14 protein-coding genes are annotated in these 17649 nt (G+C 54.8%); 7 read left to right on the top strand and 7 right to left on the bottom strand.

The window, feature by feature from the left end; translation table 11 throughout:
- Positions 1 to 900, top strand: coding sequence for a glutathione S-transferase family protein (locus tag J4G78_RS00460; RefSeq protein WP_207987941.1), 900 nt, complete (start codon positions 1 to 3; stop codon positions 898 to 900).
- Positions 897 to 1709 carry an inositol monophosphatase family protein gene (locus J4G78_RS00455; RefSeq protein WP_207987940.1) on the top strand — a complete coding sequence of 271 codons (813 nt, stop codon included), beginning with the start codon at positions 897 to 899 and terminating at the stop codon, positions 1707 to 1709. Before J4G78_RS00460 ends, J4G78_RS00455 begins: the two co-directional genes overlap by 4 nt.
- Here the strand turns inward: J4G78_RS00455 and trxA are convergent.
- The 7 genes from trxA to J4G78_RS00420 form a co-directional block, all read right to left on the bottom strand.
- Positions 1706 to 2032 (bottom strand): thioredoxin TrxA, encoded by a 327-nt coding sequence (gene trxA, locus J4G78_RS00450; protein WP_207987939.1) that lies wholly within the window; start codon positions 2030 to 2032, stop codon positions 1706 to 1708. The genes J4G78_RS00455 and trxA overlap by 4 nt on opposite strands.
- Positions 2033 to 2110: 78 nt before the next feature.
- A complete protein-coding gene (gene addA, locus J4G78_RS00445) occupies positions 2111 to 5569 on the bottom strand; it encodes a double-strand break repair helicase AddA (protein ID WP_207987938.1) in 3459 nt (1152 codons plus the stop codon).
- Positions 5562 to 8561, bottom strand: a complete 3000-nt coding sequence (gene addB, locus J4G78_RS00440) for a double-strand break repair protein AddB (RefSeq protein ID WP_207987937.1) — start codon at positions 8559 to 8561, stop codon at positions 5562 to 5564. The genes addA and addB overlap by 8 nt, the downstream gene beginning before the upstream one ends.
- A gap of 6 nt (positions 8562 to 8567) precedes the next feature.
- Positions 8568 to 9284, bottom strand: coding sequence for a nucleotidyltransferase family protein (locus J4G78_RS00435; RefSeq protein WP_207987936.1), 717 nt, complete (start codon positions 9282 to 9284; stop codon positions 8568 to 8570).
- The gene (locus tag J4G78_RS00430; protein WP_207990290.1) at positions 9281 to 10261 is read right to left on the bottom strand and encodes an aminoglycoside phosphotransferase family protein; all 981 of its coding nucleotides are present in this window, start codon (positions 10259 to 10261) and stop codon (positions 9281 to 9283) included. Before J4G78_RS00430 ends, J4G78_RS00435 begins: the two co-directional genes overlap by 4 nt.
- Positions 10258 to 10701 carry a tRNA (adenosine(37)-N6)-threonylcarbamoyltransferase complex ATPase subunit type 1 TsaE gene (gene tsaE / locus J4G78_RS00425; RefSeq protein WP_207987935.1) on the bottom strand — a complete coding sequence of 148 codons (444 nt, stop codon included), beginning with the start codon at positions 10699 to 10701 and terminating at the stop codon, positions 10258 to 10260. The genes J4G78_RS00430 and tsaE overlap by 4 nt, the downstream gene beginning before the upstream one ends.
- A gap of 10 nt (positions 10702 to 10711) precedes the next feature.
- A complete protein-coding gene (locus J4G78_RS00420; RefSeq protein ID WP_207987934.1) occupies positions 10712 to 13060 on the bottom strand; it encodes a sensor histidine kinase in 2349 nt (782 codons plus the stop codon).
- Between the two features lie 114 nt (positions 13061 to 13174).
- On the opposite strand from J4G78_RS00420, the gene moaB reads away from it, so the two are divergent.
- The 5 genes from moaB to J4G78_RS00395 all read left to right on the top strand — a co-directional run bounded on the left by moaB (position 13175) and on the right by J4G78_RS00395 (position 17561).
- Positions 13175 to 13702: a molybdenum cofactor biosynthesis protein B gene (gene moaB / locus J4G78_RS00415; protein WP_207987933.1), complete on the top strand. Its 528-nt coding sequence runs from the start codon at positions 13175 to 13177 to the stop codon at positions 13700 to 13702.
- A 39-nt stretch (positions 13703 to 13741) separates the two neighbouring features.
- A complete protein-coding gene (locus J4G78_RS00410) occupies positions 13742 to 14839 on the top strand; it encodes a PA0069 family radical SAM protein (RefSeq protein ID WP_207987932.1) in 1098 nt (365 codons plus the stop codon).
- A 60-nt stretch (positions 14840 to 14899) separates the two neighbouring features.
- Complete coding sequence (locus J4G78_RS00405; protein WP_207987931.1) at positions 14900 to 15697, top strand: tryptophan 2,3-dioxygenase; 798 nt, start codon at positions 14900 to 14902, stop codon at positions 15695 to 15697.
- Positions 15694 to 16815, top strand: a complete 1122-nt coding sequence (locus J4G78_RS00400) for a kynureninase/PvdN C-terminal domain-containing protein (protein ID WP_207987930.1) — start codon at positions 15694 to 15696, stop codon at positions 16813 to 16815. Before J4G78_RS00405 ends, J4G78_RS00400 begins: the two co-directional genes overlap by 4 nt.
- Positions 16816 to 16934: 119 nt before the next feature.
- Positions 16935 to 17561, top strand: coding sequence for a hypothetical protein (locus J4G78_RS00395; RefSeq protein ID WP_207987929.1), 627 nt, complete (start codon positions 16935 to 16937; stop codon positions 17559 to 17561).
- Positions 17562 to 17649: the final 88 nt, after the last annotated feature.

The raw sequence follows: 17649 nt of genomic DNA, 5'->3' as shown, positions 1-17649 counted from the left end.
ATGACTGAAGTCATATTGCATCACTATGAGAATTCCCCGTTCGGACAGGCGATGCGGCTGGCATTGGGCCTCAAAGGCATAAACTGGAAATCTGTTCAACAGCCAGATATTTGCCCAAAACCAGAGCTCAGCGCCCTGACCGGAGGCTATGAGCGCATTCCTGTGCTGCAAATCGGTTCGGACATTTATTGCGATACGTCGGTCATCGTGGATGCATTGGAGACGTTAAAACCGGAGCCCAGCCTTTATCCCGAACCTCTCGGTTTCGCAGGGCGTATCATTGCCACATGGTCTGGCGGTCTGTGGTTCATGCCGGCTGTGGGCGTCGCGCTGGGCACGAATCCCGATATCGTCAGCGATGCGTTCTGGGAAGATCGAGCCAAACGCTTTGGTATGGATCGCCAGAAATTCCTGCCGATGGTACCGCATTTAACAGCACAATTTGAAGCGGGGGCAGCCCTGGTTAGAGATGCTCTGGCTGATGGTCGGCGTTACATTTCTGGTGACAGTCCCGGTCATGCTGATCTGATGCTGTACATGAACATGCGCTTCGTCGGTTTTGCAGGACGAAAACCCTCCGAATTTGGACCCAAGCTCACAGCCTGGTATGACCGCATTGACGGGATTGGCTATGGCAGCTTTGAAGAATGGACCGGGGAACGGGCCATAGACTATGCGCTGGGAACCAGTCCATCGGCCAGCTGCACCGTCGATGAAGACCATGGTTTCGAACATGGTGATGCGGTTTCAGTCAGAACGGAAAGCCCCGATCCTGCTGCCGTTTCCGGAATATTAATCGGTTTGAATGATCGGCAGATAAGTATCAAAAGGGAGGATGAAAAGGTCGGCGAAGTGCATGTCCATTTCCCCCGCCTAGGACAGATATTGTCACCGGCATGAGCGATCCCAACCTCAACGAATCGGTACAAGCCATCATCCGGCAAGTCGCCCGCGACGTTGTGCTACCGCACTACCAAAATCTCAAAACGTCCGATATTCAGGAGAAATCACCTAGCGATCTGGTAACCGTAGCAGACAAACTCAGTGAAGAGATGCTGAGCGAAAAGCTGAGCGCTCTGACACCGGGAGCGGCGATTGTTGGCGAAGAAGCAAGCGCAGCGGATCCTTCTGTCATGGACCATCTGGCAGATAATCAGACATGGATAATCGACCCTATCGACGGGACCGGGAATTTCGCGGCGGGTAATCCGCCGTTCGGTATGATTGTGGCGTTGTCGGAAGCGAACGAAACGGTTGCAGGCTGGCTCTATGACCCGTTAGCCGACCGTATGTGCTACGCTGCCAAAGGCCAAGGCGCATTTCTAAACGGTGAAAGACTGGTGGTTCCTGATGATCCTGAAGGAAATCCCATTGCGGCCATGGCCACTGGCTTCATGACGTCAGAGCAACGCGGCAAGCTATTGGCCGCCGCTGACGGGCATTATCAGATTGTCGATATTCCACGTTGTGCCGCAGAGCAATATCCGCGCCTGGCGCTGGGTAGCAACCATATTTCGACGTTCGAACGCAGCCTTCCCTGGGATCATGCCGCTGGCATCCTGTTTCTCAATGAAGCCGGTGGAAAAGCGGCCCGCTGGAATGGAGACGCTTATCGCCCCGCTGATCGCAAAACAGGATTGCTCGGGGCCTCATCACCCAAATTATGGGACGAGGCCGCCGAGCTATTGGGATCTGTTTTCAGTAATTAAGCTGGGAGACTTTCTTCCAGCCAGGATTTAAGCTGGCTTTTTGGAGCTGCGCCCACCTTGGTTTCCACTGGTTCACCGTTGTTGAACAAGATCATCGTGGGAATACCGCGTACACCATATTTTCCAGGCGCATCCGGGCTATCATCAATGTTGAGCTTGGCAATCGTAACCTGCTCCCCCATTTCATCGCTGATCTCTTCCAACGCGGGGCCAATCATCTTACAAGGTCCGCACCATTCTGCCCAAAAGTCGACCAGCACTGGTCCATCCGCTTTCAAGACATCTTGTTCAAAACTCTCGTCGGTAATTGCTTTGGTACCCATAGGGAATCTCCTTTGCTTGTTTAATATCTATTTAGGCGCGCGCGCATCATTGCTCAACCATTTGCCCGAAAAGGATTTTCATGGGCGATCCAAGTCTGGCTTGTTCGTCGGCTTGTGCTGTACGATAAGATCGCCGGAAAGCTCCAACAACGTAGGTCCCTGCGTGTAAAGCAAAGCGGCCTTAACCGGCCTGTCAGGAAAGATTTTCTCCAAAGCCGCTACATAGGCTGCCATTTGACGCAAATATGCGCGCGGCGCTTGCGCCGCCTCTTTGGGTACAGCGCGGCCGGTTTTGAAATCAATAACCGTAATCAGGTTATCAGTGACCAACAATCGATCCACGGTGCCAGATACAACATGCTGATCAACAACCGCGGCTATAGGCGCTTCGGCAAAACTGTCCGGTGAGAATAGTGCTGACCAATCGGGATTGTCCAATACAGCGACAACGGTATCGATCAACGCTTTGCGCCGCGCCGCATCACCTATTTGCTTTTGCTTCTCCAACCAGCGATCCGCCACATATTTGCGCTTGTCCGGTGCGATATCCGGCAATCTTTCAAACAGGCTGTGCAGCAACTTACCACGTTTCGCAGCATCGCGCATAATCTGCGCTGACGGCGGGTTAGCGGCATCATCGGGACCGAGATCCGACGGCGTTAACGGACGCGGTGGACGTGCTTCTTTGGGTGCCGGAGCAAATAGCCATTCGGGTAGTGCTATCGGTCCGTCATTCGAAGATGGTTTGCCTTGTTTCGCTCCTACCGCCGGCATTTTTGTCACATTTGAACCGGTATAGGCCCGCTGGGCAATCCACCGCACGGTCTCTGTCAATTCACTGCCAAGTGCCTTCAGGCCCTGCTCGACAGCATTATACCAGCTTCCGTCCGGTACAACGCCTTTCGCTTTCGGTCCCAATATACCGGTTACAACCAGATGTTCCTCGGCGCGCGTCATCGCTACATAAAGCAGCCGCCAATGTTCCTGCCGCTCCCGCCCATCGGCTACCGTCGCAAAAGCATCGAGCAACCCGGTCCGTTCGGCCTTGCGGACCGGGACAACCGGATATTCAAGATCATCATCGGGGCGCATCGGGTCTGGTATGTCGAACCCACCGCTTTTCTTGTTCGCAGGGTCAAATGTCGCATTGGCGAGAATAACCAGTGGCGCTTGCAAGCCCTTGGCTCCGTGTACGGTCATCAAGCGGACCTCATTGCCGCCCTCTATCTGATCACGTTTAATCTCAACATCGCCGCGATCAAACCAATCGAGAAAGCCCTGCAGCGTCGGAATATGGTCCTGTTCAAACGCAAGTGCGGTGTTGAGCAACTCCTCCAGCGGATCAAGCGCGGCATGGCTAAGCCGCGCTGTCAGCTTCTTTCGCCCCTGCATCGGGCCAGAGACAATGGTTTCCAGAAACTGATAGGGTGTGTTGAAATCCGCCATGTTCAACAATGTCCGCAAGGGTTCGATATGGTTCACCAGTGCATCTTGCGTTCGTAAATATTGCCACAAGCTTTTATCCTTGTGCGCATCCCCGCGATAGCCGCGCTCCAGCAAATCCTCCTGCGTCCAGCCCAAAAGCGGTGACACCAAAAGCGACGCGAGATTAAGGTCATCATTCGGCTGTAAAACAAAGCGGATGGCGGCGAGCAAATCCTGTACCACCAAAGGCTGATTGAGACGGATCCGGTCAATGCCCGCTACCGGTACATTTTCAGCAAAGAGCCGCGCCACGATCAGTGCGCTCAGATCATCGCGCTTGCTGACCAGGATCATAATATCTTTAGGCTGCAGCGGGCGGTTCTTCTGGTTCAGCCAGAGCGGTGTCTCTAGCGAGAGCCACTCTTTAATCTGGAGCGCAAGTCGTTGCGCGAAAACCCTTTTTTCGTCGCTAAGCCAGCCTTCTTCATCATCGGCATTGCTCACCGCGCCATGGGCAACGGGTTGCCACAAGGTTACACTGCCGGGCTCTCCGGCAAAGTGGCTCTGATGCGGCGGGATGGCCTTGTCCAGCCCCAGTTCCTTTTCGCCAACATATTCCAGAACCTTATCGACCACCTCCAGAACTGGCGGTGTTGAACGGAAACTGCGATCCAATGGCAGGTCTTTAAACGGCCGCTCTGATGCCTCTGCCCGTGCGAAAAAATCATCACGGGCCTGCACGTAATTATGCGGGCTGGTACCCTGAAAGCCGAAAATCGCCTGTTTGAAGTCGCCGACAGTGAACAACGTCCGGATTTTATCCGCGCTCGCCCCCAATCCTGCAAAAAACTCCCCGGCGAGCGCCCGTACGATATCCCATTGCGCCAAATTGGTATCCTGCGCTTCGTCGACCAATATATGATCGGTGCGCTGGTCAAGTTTGTAGCGGATCCATTCCGCCATATTCCCCTGATTGAGCAATTTCGCGGTCATCCGGATCATATCATCAAAATCGACCACGCCTTGCAACTTCTTTGCCTGTGCATAGCGATGGTAAAAACCGCGCCCGGCGGTCAGCGCACCTGCGAACAGGTCGGCATAGTCAAACAGCGCCTTGGTCTCAAGCAGCTGGCGGCATTCGTCATACATTGCGACGCTCAGCTCATGATAATGCGGCGCGGCCTTATCCAGGCCTTTTGAAACAGCACGCCACTCACCATCGACTTTTGCCCAGATTTTGTGGAGATCTGGCAGTGTTGCAGCCCTATGCGCTGGATCAGCGGCTATCCAATTGCGAATTTGCTCTATGTACGCGGTAGCGGTCTTGGTCCCCCAACCAGCCAGCGCTTCCGCCATGTCCTCAAGAGACGCGACATTAAAGGCTTCATCGGTACATCGTTCTTCCAGCCAGTTTTGCGCGTCGCCCTCTGTCGGTAGACCCAGCAAACCCCGCACAAACGGCAATACACCGCTGGGAAGGTTTTCCATCGCATCCGCTTTGGACGCGCATTTCATCAGGTATTTTTCGGTTTCTTCTTCGCCCATTCGTACGCTAAGCGCCTGAATAGCTTGAATAATACCAGTATTCCCAGCCGCCTCTTCGGCCAACAGCAGATCGCCTAACGCCTGACGCGCCAGGATCTTCTGGTCGCGCTCTTCAATCGGCTTGAACAGGGCCGGGATACCCGCTTCTTCGGGAAAACTAGCCAGTAACGTCTGACAAAAGCTGTGGATCGTCATGATCCGAAGACCGCCGCCACGGGCATCCAGCACGCGGGCGAATAATGTCCGCGCATATTCCCGTGTTGCGGGATCAACCGGCGCCCCAATAGCCGATAAATCAGTGGCCAGTTTCGCGTCATCGGCACGCACCCAGCTAGCAAGTTGCCGGTGGATCCGGTCTGCCATCTCGGCGGCGCCGGCTTTGGTGAAGGTCAGGCAGAGTATATGTTCCGGCTTCACATTTTCGCGCAGCAACAGCCGGAAAACCCGAGCGGTCAGGACCTGTGTCTTGCCCGTCCCAGCGGACGCGCTCAGCCAGATATTATCATCCGGCTGCACAGCATCACTTTGCTTGTCCGCAAGCGGATAAAGGGTCGGCGCCTCACTCATGCCCGTCCTCCGCCTCAGTTACCGCTGCGCGGCCATACCATTCCTCAAGCCGCATTAACTGATCATAATCAGCATAGGGCGCATATTCGGGATGGAGTTTGGCGGTCATCGGCGCATCGCCTTTGATATAGCTGGTCACAGCTTTGGTGAATTCGGTCACCGCATGATCAACCATCTCGTCGGCTGCGATCTTGTCCGGACTGCGGGGATTGGTTGGCGTTGCGATATAACCAAAACTGTCTTTGGTCCCCGATTTCGCTAACGACCAATATTCAAAGCTGCTGGCATCGCCGGAAAGCCCACCAAAATCGCCTTTTTCGGCAATGGCGCCCAATAAGCCGAGTTGGAGAGCAAACCCTTCTTTCACAGCCTTGTTCGACGGCGGCCCACCCGTTTTATAATCGACTATACCAAGGTTGCCATCGGGCATCCGGTCAATCCGGTCCGCGATACCGAACAGATCAACGCCCGCTATGCACGCGCTGCCCTTTTGCTCTGATCTGACAGGTATCCGACCGTCTGCGCGCTGCTGCGCCACAGTATCAGCCACCCATAATAAACCCTGCATCAAACGCGGTGCCCATAATGTACGCATCAAAGGATGAGATGATCGTTCGTTCAAAAAGGCCTCTGCGCGCCGTTTCAGAGCATCAGGGTCATAGTCATCCTCTTTTGCCCATTTATCCAAAATGTCGTGAATGATAGACCCGCGCCATGCCGGACTTGGTTCAGCATCGATCATATCAAGTGCGCCCAAGCCCATTATTCTCGATGCATAAAAGGCATATGGATCGGCAATCAGTCGGTCGACTTGGGTGACAGACAGCTTCACCAGACGCTGCTCTGCGCTGGGTTCCGGTGCGGGCTGATCGATCTTCGCCGGTTTCTCCGGTTGATCCAAACGCCGCGCCCAATTCTTGGCGATGGGATGTGCTTTCAGGTTATCACCGCACATCGCTCTCAAACGCAGCAGGAAACGCGAGGCGATGGCCGGTCCCGAGCCATCTCGCCCCGCCCGCGTCAAAACCACATTTTGCGCGCCCATCGCACCGACCAGATCATGCGCGGACAAACCAATTTGGCGCTCTTGCGCCGGTAAGCCCAGCGATTTCCGGACCATAGGGGCAAGCCATGGGTCGGGCGTGATGGCTTGCGGCCAGCTGCCTTCATTCAAACCGCAACACAGGACCAGATCCGCCTGTTGGAGCCGTGCTTCCAGCAGACCATAGAGCGCAATCCGGGGATGTCCGCCATAAGGGGGGCGAACCGGTATATCCGCCAAAAAAGTCTCAAAATAGCTGGCAATTTCCGATGACTGGATTTTCATCGGCCCCAGTGCTGCACGATCTTCCATATCCGATAGGAAGTCAGCCAATTGGCGCCCCGCTGGTCCTGCCCAGACCTGCCCATTGGTCAGCAAGTCGGCGAGTTGCCGGATTTCGGATAAGGTTGCGGCCCAATCTGCCGCTCCGCTCAATATCTTTGCCGCTGGCTCGAAAACCGCTCTTACATCTTGCCACCAAGGTTGAAGTTCTTCCCTCAGGCCTCCGGTTCTTTGATCCTCACTCTGGAACAGGCTGTCAATGCCCGACAATCCCGGGGCTGGCCGGGGGCCGCGCATTAGAAGGTCAAGCTTACGAACTTGGGAAAGCCATTCCAACCGCCCCTCACCTGCCCGCACCAGTGGATGTTTTAGCAACGTCAAAAATTCGGCTGGTGGAAACCCGTCCGTTGCCGCGGACAGCAAAGCGAGAAAGAATGTCCCTTCTGGTTTTTTCGATAAGGGCTGGCCTGCCGTATCATCCGCCGCAATCATCCAGCGTTCGAGATGGGCGGATATCCGGCCCGCCAGAGCCCGATCTGGCGTGATAATCGCTACCCGGCGTTCTGGCGTCTCCAAAGCCTCGCGCGCCAAAATGGCGACAATCTGGGCCTCTTCAGCGCTATTGCGCGCTTCTATGGTCTGCACGCCCGCCAGGCTGCGCTCGTTCGCGTCCAGCGATTGCCAACGCGATGTTAATTTGGGGATGGCAAAAGCGTTACTCAGCGCCCTACTCCGTTTAGCCGCTGCCCCGCTTGTTCCCGTTCTCGGCCAACGCACTATCTCCCCGCGTGCGATCGACATGCGTTCCAGCAGCAACTTCATATGATATTGCGGATGCGTTTCCTGCGCCCGATCCGTTTTGCCCGTCTCGGAATCGGGCTCGAACGGGCCGAGCATGTCCCACTCCTCGTCTGTCATCACCATGTCCAGGTCCGGTAGAACCACCATGCCATCTGGCAGAAACGCAATCGCCCGCAAAAAGCGCGCAATAGCGGGGGCGGACGTCGTGATACCAGCGGCAACAACAAAATGATTGGGCGGACTTGTTTTCCAGACCTTGACGCTTTGATCAAACAAAGCGTTCCGCCGCGCCGCTTCATCGACAGCGCCCATATCGTTCAGCTTGGCCTGCCATTTCTCTGCAATCACACGAAAGAACGCGAGCGAGTCCTGCCAATGGCCGGATAATTCTGGCTCTACATCAATATCAAAAAGATCTTTGAGCGCGATTTCCTCAACGGTCAGTTGGTCGAGCGTCCGCGCAAATTCGCGCGCCAATCGCAGTGCTTCTTTGGACAATAGCGCATTACCCTTGGCCGCGCTCTCCATTTCGATGAGGCGCGCGAGCATCAACAGACGGTCCAGCGGATCAACCGATGGCGGGATATCGAGCGCCAGCTGACCACTATCCAACGCAACGCCGATAGATTCGTCTAGCTCCAGATCCCCGATCACTGCCATTTGCGGCAAAAGCAAACCGTCTTCGCTCAGCCTGACAAAAGCATCATGAACAGCACGACGCGCCCGGTTATTGGGCAGGATGACAAGCCCTCGCGCCAACCCGAGCGGGTCTTTCGCAAACCTATCAATTAATCCTTGCGCCAGCGCGTCCGCAAAGCCGCCATGCGCGGCAATATTGTAAATTGCGGGCGCTGACCGCTTGGTCATACTGGCCTATACACGGCGCAAAGCCGCCTCGGTCGGAGCAATGGCCTCAGGGGACCCGACTTCAAACCAGTCCCCTTCATGCACCAGTCCATAAAGTCGTCCTTCTTCAATCGCCCGGCTCCAAAGAATATTGGTCGAAAACGGCCCGTCGGGCGCGTCGCGGAGCAGGCGTTTGGAGAGAAGCTGAATGCCCGTATAGATGAAAGGGGCTTGGCGATCCGGCAAGCGCCGTGACACGCGCCCATAGTCGTCGAGCTTGAAATCACCGGCGCCCTTATAATTATGCGCCGATGTTTGCGGCACCAGCAGCAAAAGCGCATCCATTTCAGCATCATCCCAACGCTCTTCCAGCCGCTGCAGGCTGTTGGTTGGTCCATCGGTCCAAAGATTGTCGCTGTTGATGGCAAAAAACCTGTCCTCGTCGATTAGCGGTGCGGCCTGTACCATCCCGCCGCCCGTTTCCATCAACTGCGCCCGTTCGTCCGAAATTCTGATATCAAAAGGGTAGTTGACGGCCTTAAGGTGCGCTTCCAAAGCATCTGGCAGATAGTGCGCGTTAACGACGACCTTCATCACCCCCGCTTCCCACAATTTGTCGAGAGTATGATCAATCATTGCTTTGCCTGCCACTTTGACCAGCGGTTTGGGACGGGTAGCGGTTAGAGGCCGCATACGCTTTCCCAGGCCAGCTGCCATAACCATTGCGGTTTCAACCTTGCTCATGCCTGTACCGCCGCAATGGGTTTGCTGCGGACATCTTCCGGAACGTTCTGATCGAACCAGTTTGCCACGGGAGCGAGATCAGGATGGGCCAGATCCTTTTCCAACAGACGCCACATGCGCGGCAGAAAGTCGAGATAACGCGCTTTACCGTCACGCACGAAAAGACGGGTGAAGATACCGATTATCTTCGTATTCCGCTGCGCCCCCAATATGGCATAGTGGCCGCGAAATTGGGTGGCTTCGTCAGAAGACCGGTCGTCCAGATAATATTCCAGCATGGCCTCTTCCAGCTCATCCGAAACGTCACGGCGCGCATCCTGTAACATTGAAACAAGGTCATAGGCGGCATGCCCGGCAAGCGCATCCTGAAAATCCAGAAGTCCCAGCCGATTGTCGTCCAACAACATAATATTTTCAGCATGATAATCGCGAAGGACCGTAACTGGAGATTTTTGAGACGCAATTACCGGCTGTAAGACGGATTGCCATGCATCGGTAAAACCGGCTGTATCCACATCAAGTGATTGCGCGGGACAATACCATTCGGGAAGCAAATTGACCTCTTTGAGATATTGATCCCAGTCATAATGCGGTAATTTGGCGGCGGGCTTTTGATGAAGCTCCTTAATAAGGTCAATCGTGCGACGATAAATCGCCTCTTCGTCTTCCGGATGATGGTCCAGATGCTCACGCATCCGATGGTCACCAAAATCCTCCAGCAAAACCAGTCCCTCTTTCAGATCCTCCCCGAATATCTCCGGCGCCGCGAAATTCTGTGCCTTCAGATGCCGCGCGATATGGATGAACGGGCGGGGATCTTCGTGCGGGGGCGGCGCATCCATCAATATTGCTTTGCGACCTCCGTCAACGACCCGAAAATAGCGGCGAAAAGACGCATCGCCCGCGACCGGTAGTATCTCTGCGCCTCCCCAGCCGTGATTGTCTAAAAAATCCTGCGCCGCTGCGGGCGGTGTCATATTATTGGCCATCTGTCTTTCCAAGCGGGGCCAGCCGTCCAAGTCAACTGGCGAGTATTGTCATTGCGTATTTCTAAGGTAATTTGCAGGCCTTCGGTCCAGAAGCTATCAGCCATTCGGTCTGGCCATTCTGCAATGATCGCGCCATCCATAAGAATATCATCGAGCCCCAATTCCTGAATCTCGTTTGGGTCTTCAATGCGGTAAAAGTCAACATGAGCCAAAGATAGCCGGACTTCCGGTGGTTCATATTGCTGGACAATGGCAAAGGTCGGGCTAGGCACATCATCCTCAAAACCCAAACCGCGCAACAGGCCCCGCGCCAGGGTTGTTTTTCCTGCACCCAATGTCCCGGTCAAAGCGATTTTATCGCCCGGTAGCAGGATATCAGCTAGCTGTTTGCCCAGAGCCATGGTCGCTGCTTCGCTTTGTAATATCACGAATATCCGCCTATTGCCGCGGCAGATGAATGGTGACCAACGTGCCCTGACCCGGCTCTGAGGTCAGGGTCAGTTCGCCGCCATGCGCCAGCAATAATTGCCGGGCTAGCGGTAGACCCAGGCCACCAACATTCTCGCCTGTCTTTTTGCGTGATCGGGCAAAACTATCAAATGCCTTCGATTGCTGGCCTGCGCTCATGCCTGGACCGTTGTCAGAAATATGAAGGACGGCCTGTTTCACATTACCGCTGCCATTGATCAGCAAACGTCCATTTTCACCCGTGTAACGGATACTATTATCTACGATCTGACCAATGGCTTGAGACAGACGCTTGCCATCCGCCAAGGCTGATCCCAGCGTATCGTCCAGCTGCAATTCCATTTCAATATTCTTGGCTTGCGCATCATCGGCAAATTGCGCCGCAATTTCTTCGACCAGCTTATTGAGGTTCACCTTTTCCTTGGCAATCGGCAAGGCTCCTGCCTCGCTTTGACTGAGGTCAAGAACATTGTCGATCTGCATCCCCAGCCTTTTCACGGACTGCAAGATTGCACGGGCATATTCATGACCTTGTTCTGTCAATGGCCCGGCCACTTCATTGTCCAGCAATTCAGCAAAACCACCGATTGAGGTGAGCGGCGTTCGGAATTCATAACTCATATTGGATAGGAAAGAAGCTTTGATCGAATCCGCCTCTACCAGCGCCTCGTTGCGTTCGCGCAGTGCCAATTCAATGCGCCGACTATCCGATATGTCGAGCATCGTGAACAACGCATTCCCGTCGGGCAGCGGTATGGCGGCAAATTCAAATCGGCGGCCATCGGCAAAGGACATCTGACCGCTTTGTTGTTCGCGTTCAGACGTCGCGGCCCGAACCATGGCACGGACTTCCGAAATCCGGGCCGGCTGTTTCAACTGAACCGCCATTTTCTGCATCAAAGTATCGACCCGCGGATGTTTACCCAATTCCTCTTCGTCAAGATTCCAGATGCTAGCAAACTGGTGATTCCAGATGTTGAGTTTGCCATCCGCAGCAAAGACAGCCACGGATTCGAACAGATTGTCGAATGTTGCGGTCCGCACGCGCAACAACGTATCTCTTGCACTGGCCAGTTGAACCTGCTCGGTACGATCTTCGATGATCATCAACAGGCCGCCATCCGGCGTCGGGTTGGCAATAACCCGCAAATGCGTACCATCGGCCAACATCCAGTTTTCTTCTATCGAGCCGGTTGATTTGAACCATTTCGTGCGCTCTTCCCGCCATTCGGGAAAATCGCGTACTTCAGGAATCCGGTTCATCTCGCGCATCCGGTCAAGAACACGCGGAAATTCTGGTCGCTCCGCTATCCATTGCTGGCGCATGGAAAAAATACGCTGAAATGGCAGGTTGCAAAACTGCAAAGATTTGTCGGGATCAAATTGCACAACAGCAGCAGATATCTTGTCGAGCATATCACGCTGGGATTCATTGAACCGCCTTTGCTCTTTGCGCGAATCGATCAATTCCTGAATATCGATGGCGTAACCGGCAATGCCTGATTTGCCGAGCGGCACGTCGACCACTTGGGTGGTGCGGCGCTGTCCGCCAATGGTGGTCGCCACCACGCGCTCATGGGGCTCACCCTTCTCTTTTGCTTGTGCTGCGGCGTCTTTGGGACTGACCCCGTTGATTGTCTCAACAAGCTCAATACCTTCTTCAACGACCTGAGCCCCGTCCTTTGCATCCACAGCTCTTACATAAGCACTATTGACCAGCGTCAGTTGTAAGTCACGGGAACGATGCCACATCGGAACCGGTGCCGCCTCAATTAGTGCCGATAGCGCATCAAACGCGGCATGGGCTTCTTCATTTTCGGCGCGCAGTTTTTCAATCTGGTTCTGGCTGTCAGTTGCATCAAATACCCATAGCAGGGCACTGCCATTGGGCGCGATTTTCTGATCCGCCAATCCTCCATGGATCAACAACGCTTTATCCGACCCGGCAACTTTGATTGCTCTGGTAAAGCTGCCTCCTGATTTCTGCGCCAGGTTCACATCCTGCGTCAGCCCTTCCAGGTCTGCGCGGCTCATCCCCGCGTCATTGCTATGAAGTTCCGAAATATGGGCCGGCAAATAGTCAAAGCCCAGCCAATGCATCAATCGCTGTGATGCTTCCAGTTTTCCATCCGACCGGACCAACAAGGGAAGCGCCGGAGATGTTTCGAGCAATCGCCCTAAACGTCCCGATTGGCGCATCGTGGCCGCCGCCTTTTTCTTCATCGCCAAACCAGTCCACACCGCCCAGGCAGACGCACCCAGCCAGGCGGCTAGAATCAGGCCCAATATGACAGCAGTGAAGTCCGGAACGTTCGACATTAATACAAGCGATTAGACGGTTAGAGCACCGGCGAAAAGCCCCTATTCTTTATGGCTTATAAAAGTCCGACAATATGGGTTATATAGCAGCCGAAAAGCCACCGGAGAAAACCCATGCCGATAGACGAAAGCCGGACGTTCAAACCGATAAACATCGCTCTTTTGACGGTGTCCGACACCCGTTCCCTCAAAGAAGATACATCCGGCGATATACTGGCAAACCGGATCACAGATAAAGGTCATATACTGATCCATCGCAACCTGATCCGTGACGAGAAATCCAAAATTGTCGCGCAGCTGCATGAATGGATTGACGAGGAAACCGTCGACGTGATCATCACCACAGGCGGGACTGGCCTTACTGGACGCGACATCACGCCCGAAGCGCTCGATGCCGTCAAAGACAAAGACATCCCGGGCTTTGGCGAGCTGTTCCGCTGGCTGAGTTTTGACAAGATCGGGACATCCACCGTCCAGTCGCGCGCATGTGCCGTCGTCTCCAGAGGCACTTATATCTTCGCGCTACCGGGCTCCAACGGTGCGGTCAAAGACGGCTGGGACGGCATATTGGACACCCAACTAGATAGCCGCCATCGTCCGTGCAACTTTGTCGAATTGCTGCCGAGACTACGCGAAAAATAGACCTTTGTTCTTTTTTTGTTCTCATGCTATATCATATTCATGGAACAGGACAAAAGGCCTGCCCCACCCGCCCGGAAGGGGCGCGGCGCGGTCACTAACAACGACAGTCACCGATTCAATTTGCCCAGCCGCCAGGCCGATGGTGATTGGCTGGATGATCGTGAGGCACTGGGAGACAGTCCAACCAAGCTTCGCACCCAAGTCACAACCGAAACGCCTAAATCCATATTAAGCTTCAACACATCCCCGGACATTCCCTTTGACCGTTCCATCAATGCCTATCGCGGATGCGAACATGGGTGCATCTATTGCTATGCGCGCCCGACACATGCCTATCACGATCTATCGCCTGGTCTGGATTTCGAAACCAAGCTGTTTGCCAAGCCCAATGCCGCGCAATTGCTCCGCGAGACTTTGGCCAAACCAAAATATCGGCCAGCGCCGATTGCCCTGGGAACCAATACCGATCCTTATCAGCCCATTGAAAAACGCTATCGCATTACCCGCACGATACTGGACGTCATGCTGGAGACCAGACACCCGGTAGGAATTACGACCAAGTCCAACAAAGTGATTGATGATAGCGAAACCCTTGCGGCTCTGGCGGCTCTGGAACTGACGGCCGTTGCCATCTCGGTCACGACTCTCGATCCGCAGACAGCCCGTCTGCTCGAACCGCGCGCACCGTCACCAGTGAAAAGACTCGCCGCTGTCAGACATTTGCGCGCGCTCAACATACCAGTTCATGTTAGTATAGCTCCGGTTATCCCGGCGATTACCGATTACGAGATCGAGTCCATTGTTGAAGCCGCTGTGGACAACGGGGCACAAAGTGTGTCGATCACTCCCATGCGCCTGCCCCACGAAGTTGCTCCGCTATTTGAACAATGGCTCGAAGCGTATTTTCCAGATCGCAAAAACAAGGTCATGAATATCATTGCTTCGTTGCGTGACGGAAAGAAAAATGACCCCGATTTCCATAGCAGAATGAAAGGGAAAGGCCCGTGGGCAAAATTGCTTCACCACCGCCTTGCCATTGCATCCCGCAAACATGGTTTAGGCAAAGCGAGATTTACCCTGCGAACCGATCTGTTTCAACGGCCGTTGGTCAAAGGAAGCCAGATGGAGTTGTTTTAATACCCATCATATATGCCAGCCGAACCTTCCCTTTGTCGCCGGCAAAGGTTACGTTCCATCATGACAAAAAAACACAACGTCACCTACGCAAGCTATCTTGCTCTCGACACCCTCCTCTCCGCGCAGCACCCGCAGTCCAAGCTCGATGACGAGATGCTGTTCATCATCATTCATCAGACCAAAGAATTGTGGTTGAAACAGATTATTCGCGAGCTTCGCTTCGCCATCTCCCAAATTGCCAATGATGCCTTGGTGCCGGCCTATAAGGCGCTGGCCCGCGTCAGCCGGATTCAAGCGGTAATGACATTAAGCTGGGACGTTCTGTCCACAATGACACCCAGCGATTATACGCGGTTTCGTCACGTGTTGGGGGCCAGCTCAGGTTTTCAATCTGACCAGTTCCGCACGGTCGAATATTTGCTCGGACTAAAGGACAAGGGCTTTCTGAAATATCAGGACGACCGCCCCGAAGCACAGGCCGCCATGCAGACGGCGCTGGAAGCACCCAGCCTTTGGGACCATGCCATAGCCGCTCTGGCGCGCGCTGGTTTTGCAATTTCTTCCTCTCTTCTGGAACGCGATTTCAGTCAATCCCATGTCCCGTCTCCCGAAGTCGAAGCGGCGTTTCTCGAAGTCTATCGCGATACCGAACGCTATTGGGAGCTTTATCAGCTGGCGGAAAAACTGGTCGATCTCGATGATGCGATGGCGACTTGGCGGCACAAGCATGTCCTGACCGTGGAACGTATTATCGGCGGTAAAATGGGAACCGGCGGTACGGCTGGTGTATCCTATTTGCAATCCACGCTGCCCAAGCGTGCCTTTCCCGAACTCTGGTCGCTACGCACGGCTTTATGAGCTGGAAGTCCCTGTTCTCCAAGGCGTTTGCCGCCAATCCGAACCGCCTGCATTTCGCAGCCCACAGCCATCATCTCTGGCCAGATGCCGCCTATAGCGGACACATGGCGGCGTGCGATGACGCGATGGCATTGGCGGATCATAAATGGGATAAAATAATGGGCCCGGTCTGGTCCGAGGCGCAGGGGCACATCGCTGCCGAACTTAAGCTGCCTGACCCGCAAACCATCGCCTTTGCCCCCAATACGCACGATTTCCTGATCCGCATTATGTCCGCCATCCCGGCCCATCCGGTTCGCGTCCTGACCACCGATGGCGAGTTTCATAGCTTCCGGCGGCAGATGGATCGCTGGTCAGAAACCGGCAAAGTGATTGTCGAACCAGTGGCGGCCGATGCGCTTGTCGAAAAAGCGCAGACGGGCGATCATCATCTCATTTTCGCCAGTCAGGTGCTGTTTAACTCCGGCACCATCCTCGACGGGATGGAACAATTAGCCGGGCTCGCGCGTCCGGACGGGCCATGGGTCGTGATTGATGGATATCATGGCTATATGGCGCTCGACACTGATCTTTCGCCCTTTGCCGATATGATCTTCTACATGTCTGGTGGATATAAATATGCAATGGCCGGGGAAGGCGTCTGTTTCCTCCACGCACCGCCCGGCTATGCGCCCCGACCGCCGGTAACCGGCTGGTATGCTGCGTTTGATGACCTCGCTCTGCCGCCCGGAGAAATCGGCTATGCCCCGGATGGCCGCAGGTTTCTCGGCAGCACTTTTGATCCCTCTGGCCTCTATCGGTTCAACGCGGTACAGGCGATGCTGCGAAAGGTCGGATTATCAACTGCCGTTATTTCCGAGCATGTTGCGAAATTGCAAACCTATTTTGTCGGGCAAGACCCGCTGCCGAACATGGTCCTGCTGAACCCTCTGGACGAAAATCCCCATGCGCGATTTCTCGCCTATAAGGGCCAGAACGCGGCATCGCTTCACGCGAGCTTGACGGACCGCAATATCGTCACGGATGTCAGGGGCGATGTTCTGCGTATCGGCTTTGCAATCTATCATGACATAGACGATGTGGATCGACTGATCGCGGTGATTGCAAACATGCCGTGAACCTTTCCTTGTTGAGAACTTAGCCGGTACTATCAAGAGATAAGGCTGAACAGGCTCTTTCCTACAAATAACCAGATAGGTTATCTTCATTGTTCCCCTCATAGAACAAGGAACAGCAGATGACCGAACTCCCTTCACACGATAGCTTCACCGATATCCCTGCCCCTGATGATCTGGCGCAGCCCAGGGAGCGCCATGATGGCCGGGCCTTTGCCCGGGCGTGGGATGCGGCGCTTATCCATGCGCGCGATATCTATCAGGATGCGCTTCTCGATAAGGGGCTGAATGGCTGGGACGAGGCGGTATGGCATCAGGGCGAGGAAGTGGGCATGCGCACCCGCTGGAGCGCGCCCTTGTTTCTCGCTGCCATGGCGCGGCTCGACAAGATGGCGGATGGTATTGATCTGGCGGGCAAGCCTGCGCGGGTGGCAGCGGAGCATTTTGATGATTTGCTCGACGGCATTGGCAAGGGCGAGGATTGCGCAGCGCTGGTGGAAGAGATTGATAGCGCTGGCCGGACGGCCTCGGAAGAGGAAAACCAGCGCTCTGATGAGCATATTATCGCGATGTTGGAGCTGCAAGCGGGACGGGAGCAGATCCAGGCCATGGCACCGGAGGATATTGATGTATCGGACCTTGATGTGGCGAGCCGGGAAACCTGGAGCGACCTCGATTGGGACCGCGCCGAGCGCAGCGGCTTGCTGGAACGCAGCGGGATATTCGATGACCTGCCCGAGCCGGTGTGATCTGTGTGAACTTTGAGGGCGCGCCTTTTGCCATCGTCATTCCAGCGCAAGCTGGAATCTCCATGCAGCAGAGCGGCAGGTTTCGAGG

This window comes from Parasphingorhabdus cellanae, assembly GCF_017498565.1.
Lineage (GTDB): Bacteria > Pseudomonadota > Alphaproteobacteria > Sphingomonadales > Sphingomonadaceae > Parasphingorhabdus > Parasphingorhabdus cellanae.
This window is presented reverse-complemented; position numbering and strand designations above follow the sequence as displayed.

Coding starts and splice junctions, on each gene's coding strand:
- J4G78_RS00460 (WP_207987941.1), top strand. CDS start 1: ATGACTGAAGTCATATTGCATCACTATGAGAATTCCCCGTTCGGACAG.
- J4G78_RS00455 (WP_207987940.1), top strand. CDS start 897: ATGAGCGATCCCAACCTCAACGAATCGGTACAAGCCATCATCCGGCAA.
- trxA (WP_207987939.1), bottom strand. CDS start 2,032: ATGGGTACCAAAGCAATTACCGACGAGAGTTTTGAACAAGATGTCTTG.
- addA (WP_207987938.1), bottom strand. CDS start 5,569: ATGAGTGAGGCGCCGACCCTTTATCCGCTTGCGGACAAGCAAAGTGAT.
- addB (WP_207987937.1), bottom strand. CDS start 8,561: ATGACCAAGCGGTCAGCGCCCGCAATTTACAATATTGCCGCGCATGGC.
- J4G78_RS00435 (WP_207987936.1), bottom strand. CDS start 9,284: ATGAGCAAGGTTGAAACCGCAATGGTTATGGCAGCTGGCCTGGGAAAG.
- J4G78_RS00430 (WP_207990290.1), bottom strand. CDS start 10,261: ATGACACCGCCCGCAGCGGCGCAGGATTTTTTAGACAATCACGGCTGG.
- J4G78_RS00420 (WP_207987934.1), bottom strand. CDS start 13,060: ATGTCGAACGTTCCGGACTTCACTGCTGTCATATTGGGCCTGATTCTA.
- moaB (WP_207987933.1), top strand. CDS start 13,175: ATGCCGATAGACGAAAGCCGGACGTTCAAACCGATAAACATCGCTCTT.
- J4G78_RS00410 (WP_207987932.1), top strand. CDS start 13,742: ATGGAACAGGACAAAAGGCCTGCCCCACCCGCCCGGAAGGGGCGCGGC.
- J4G78_RS00405 (WP_207987931.1), top strand. CDS start 14,900: ATGACAAAAAAACACAACGTCACCTACGCAAGCTATCTTGCTCTCGAC.
- J4G78_RS00400 (WP_207987930.1), top strand. CDS start 15,694: ATGAGCTGGAAGTCCCTGTTCTCCAAGGCGTTTGCCGCCAATCCGAAC.
- J4G78_RS00395 (WP_207987929.1), top strand. CDS start 16,935: ATGACCGAACTCCCTTCACACGATAGCTTCACCGATATCCCTGCCCCT.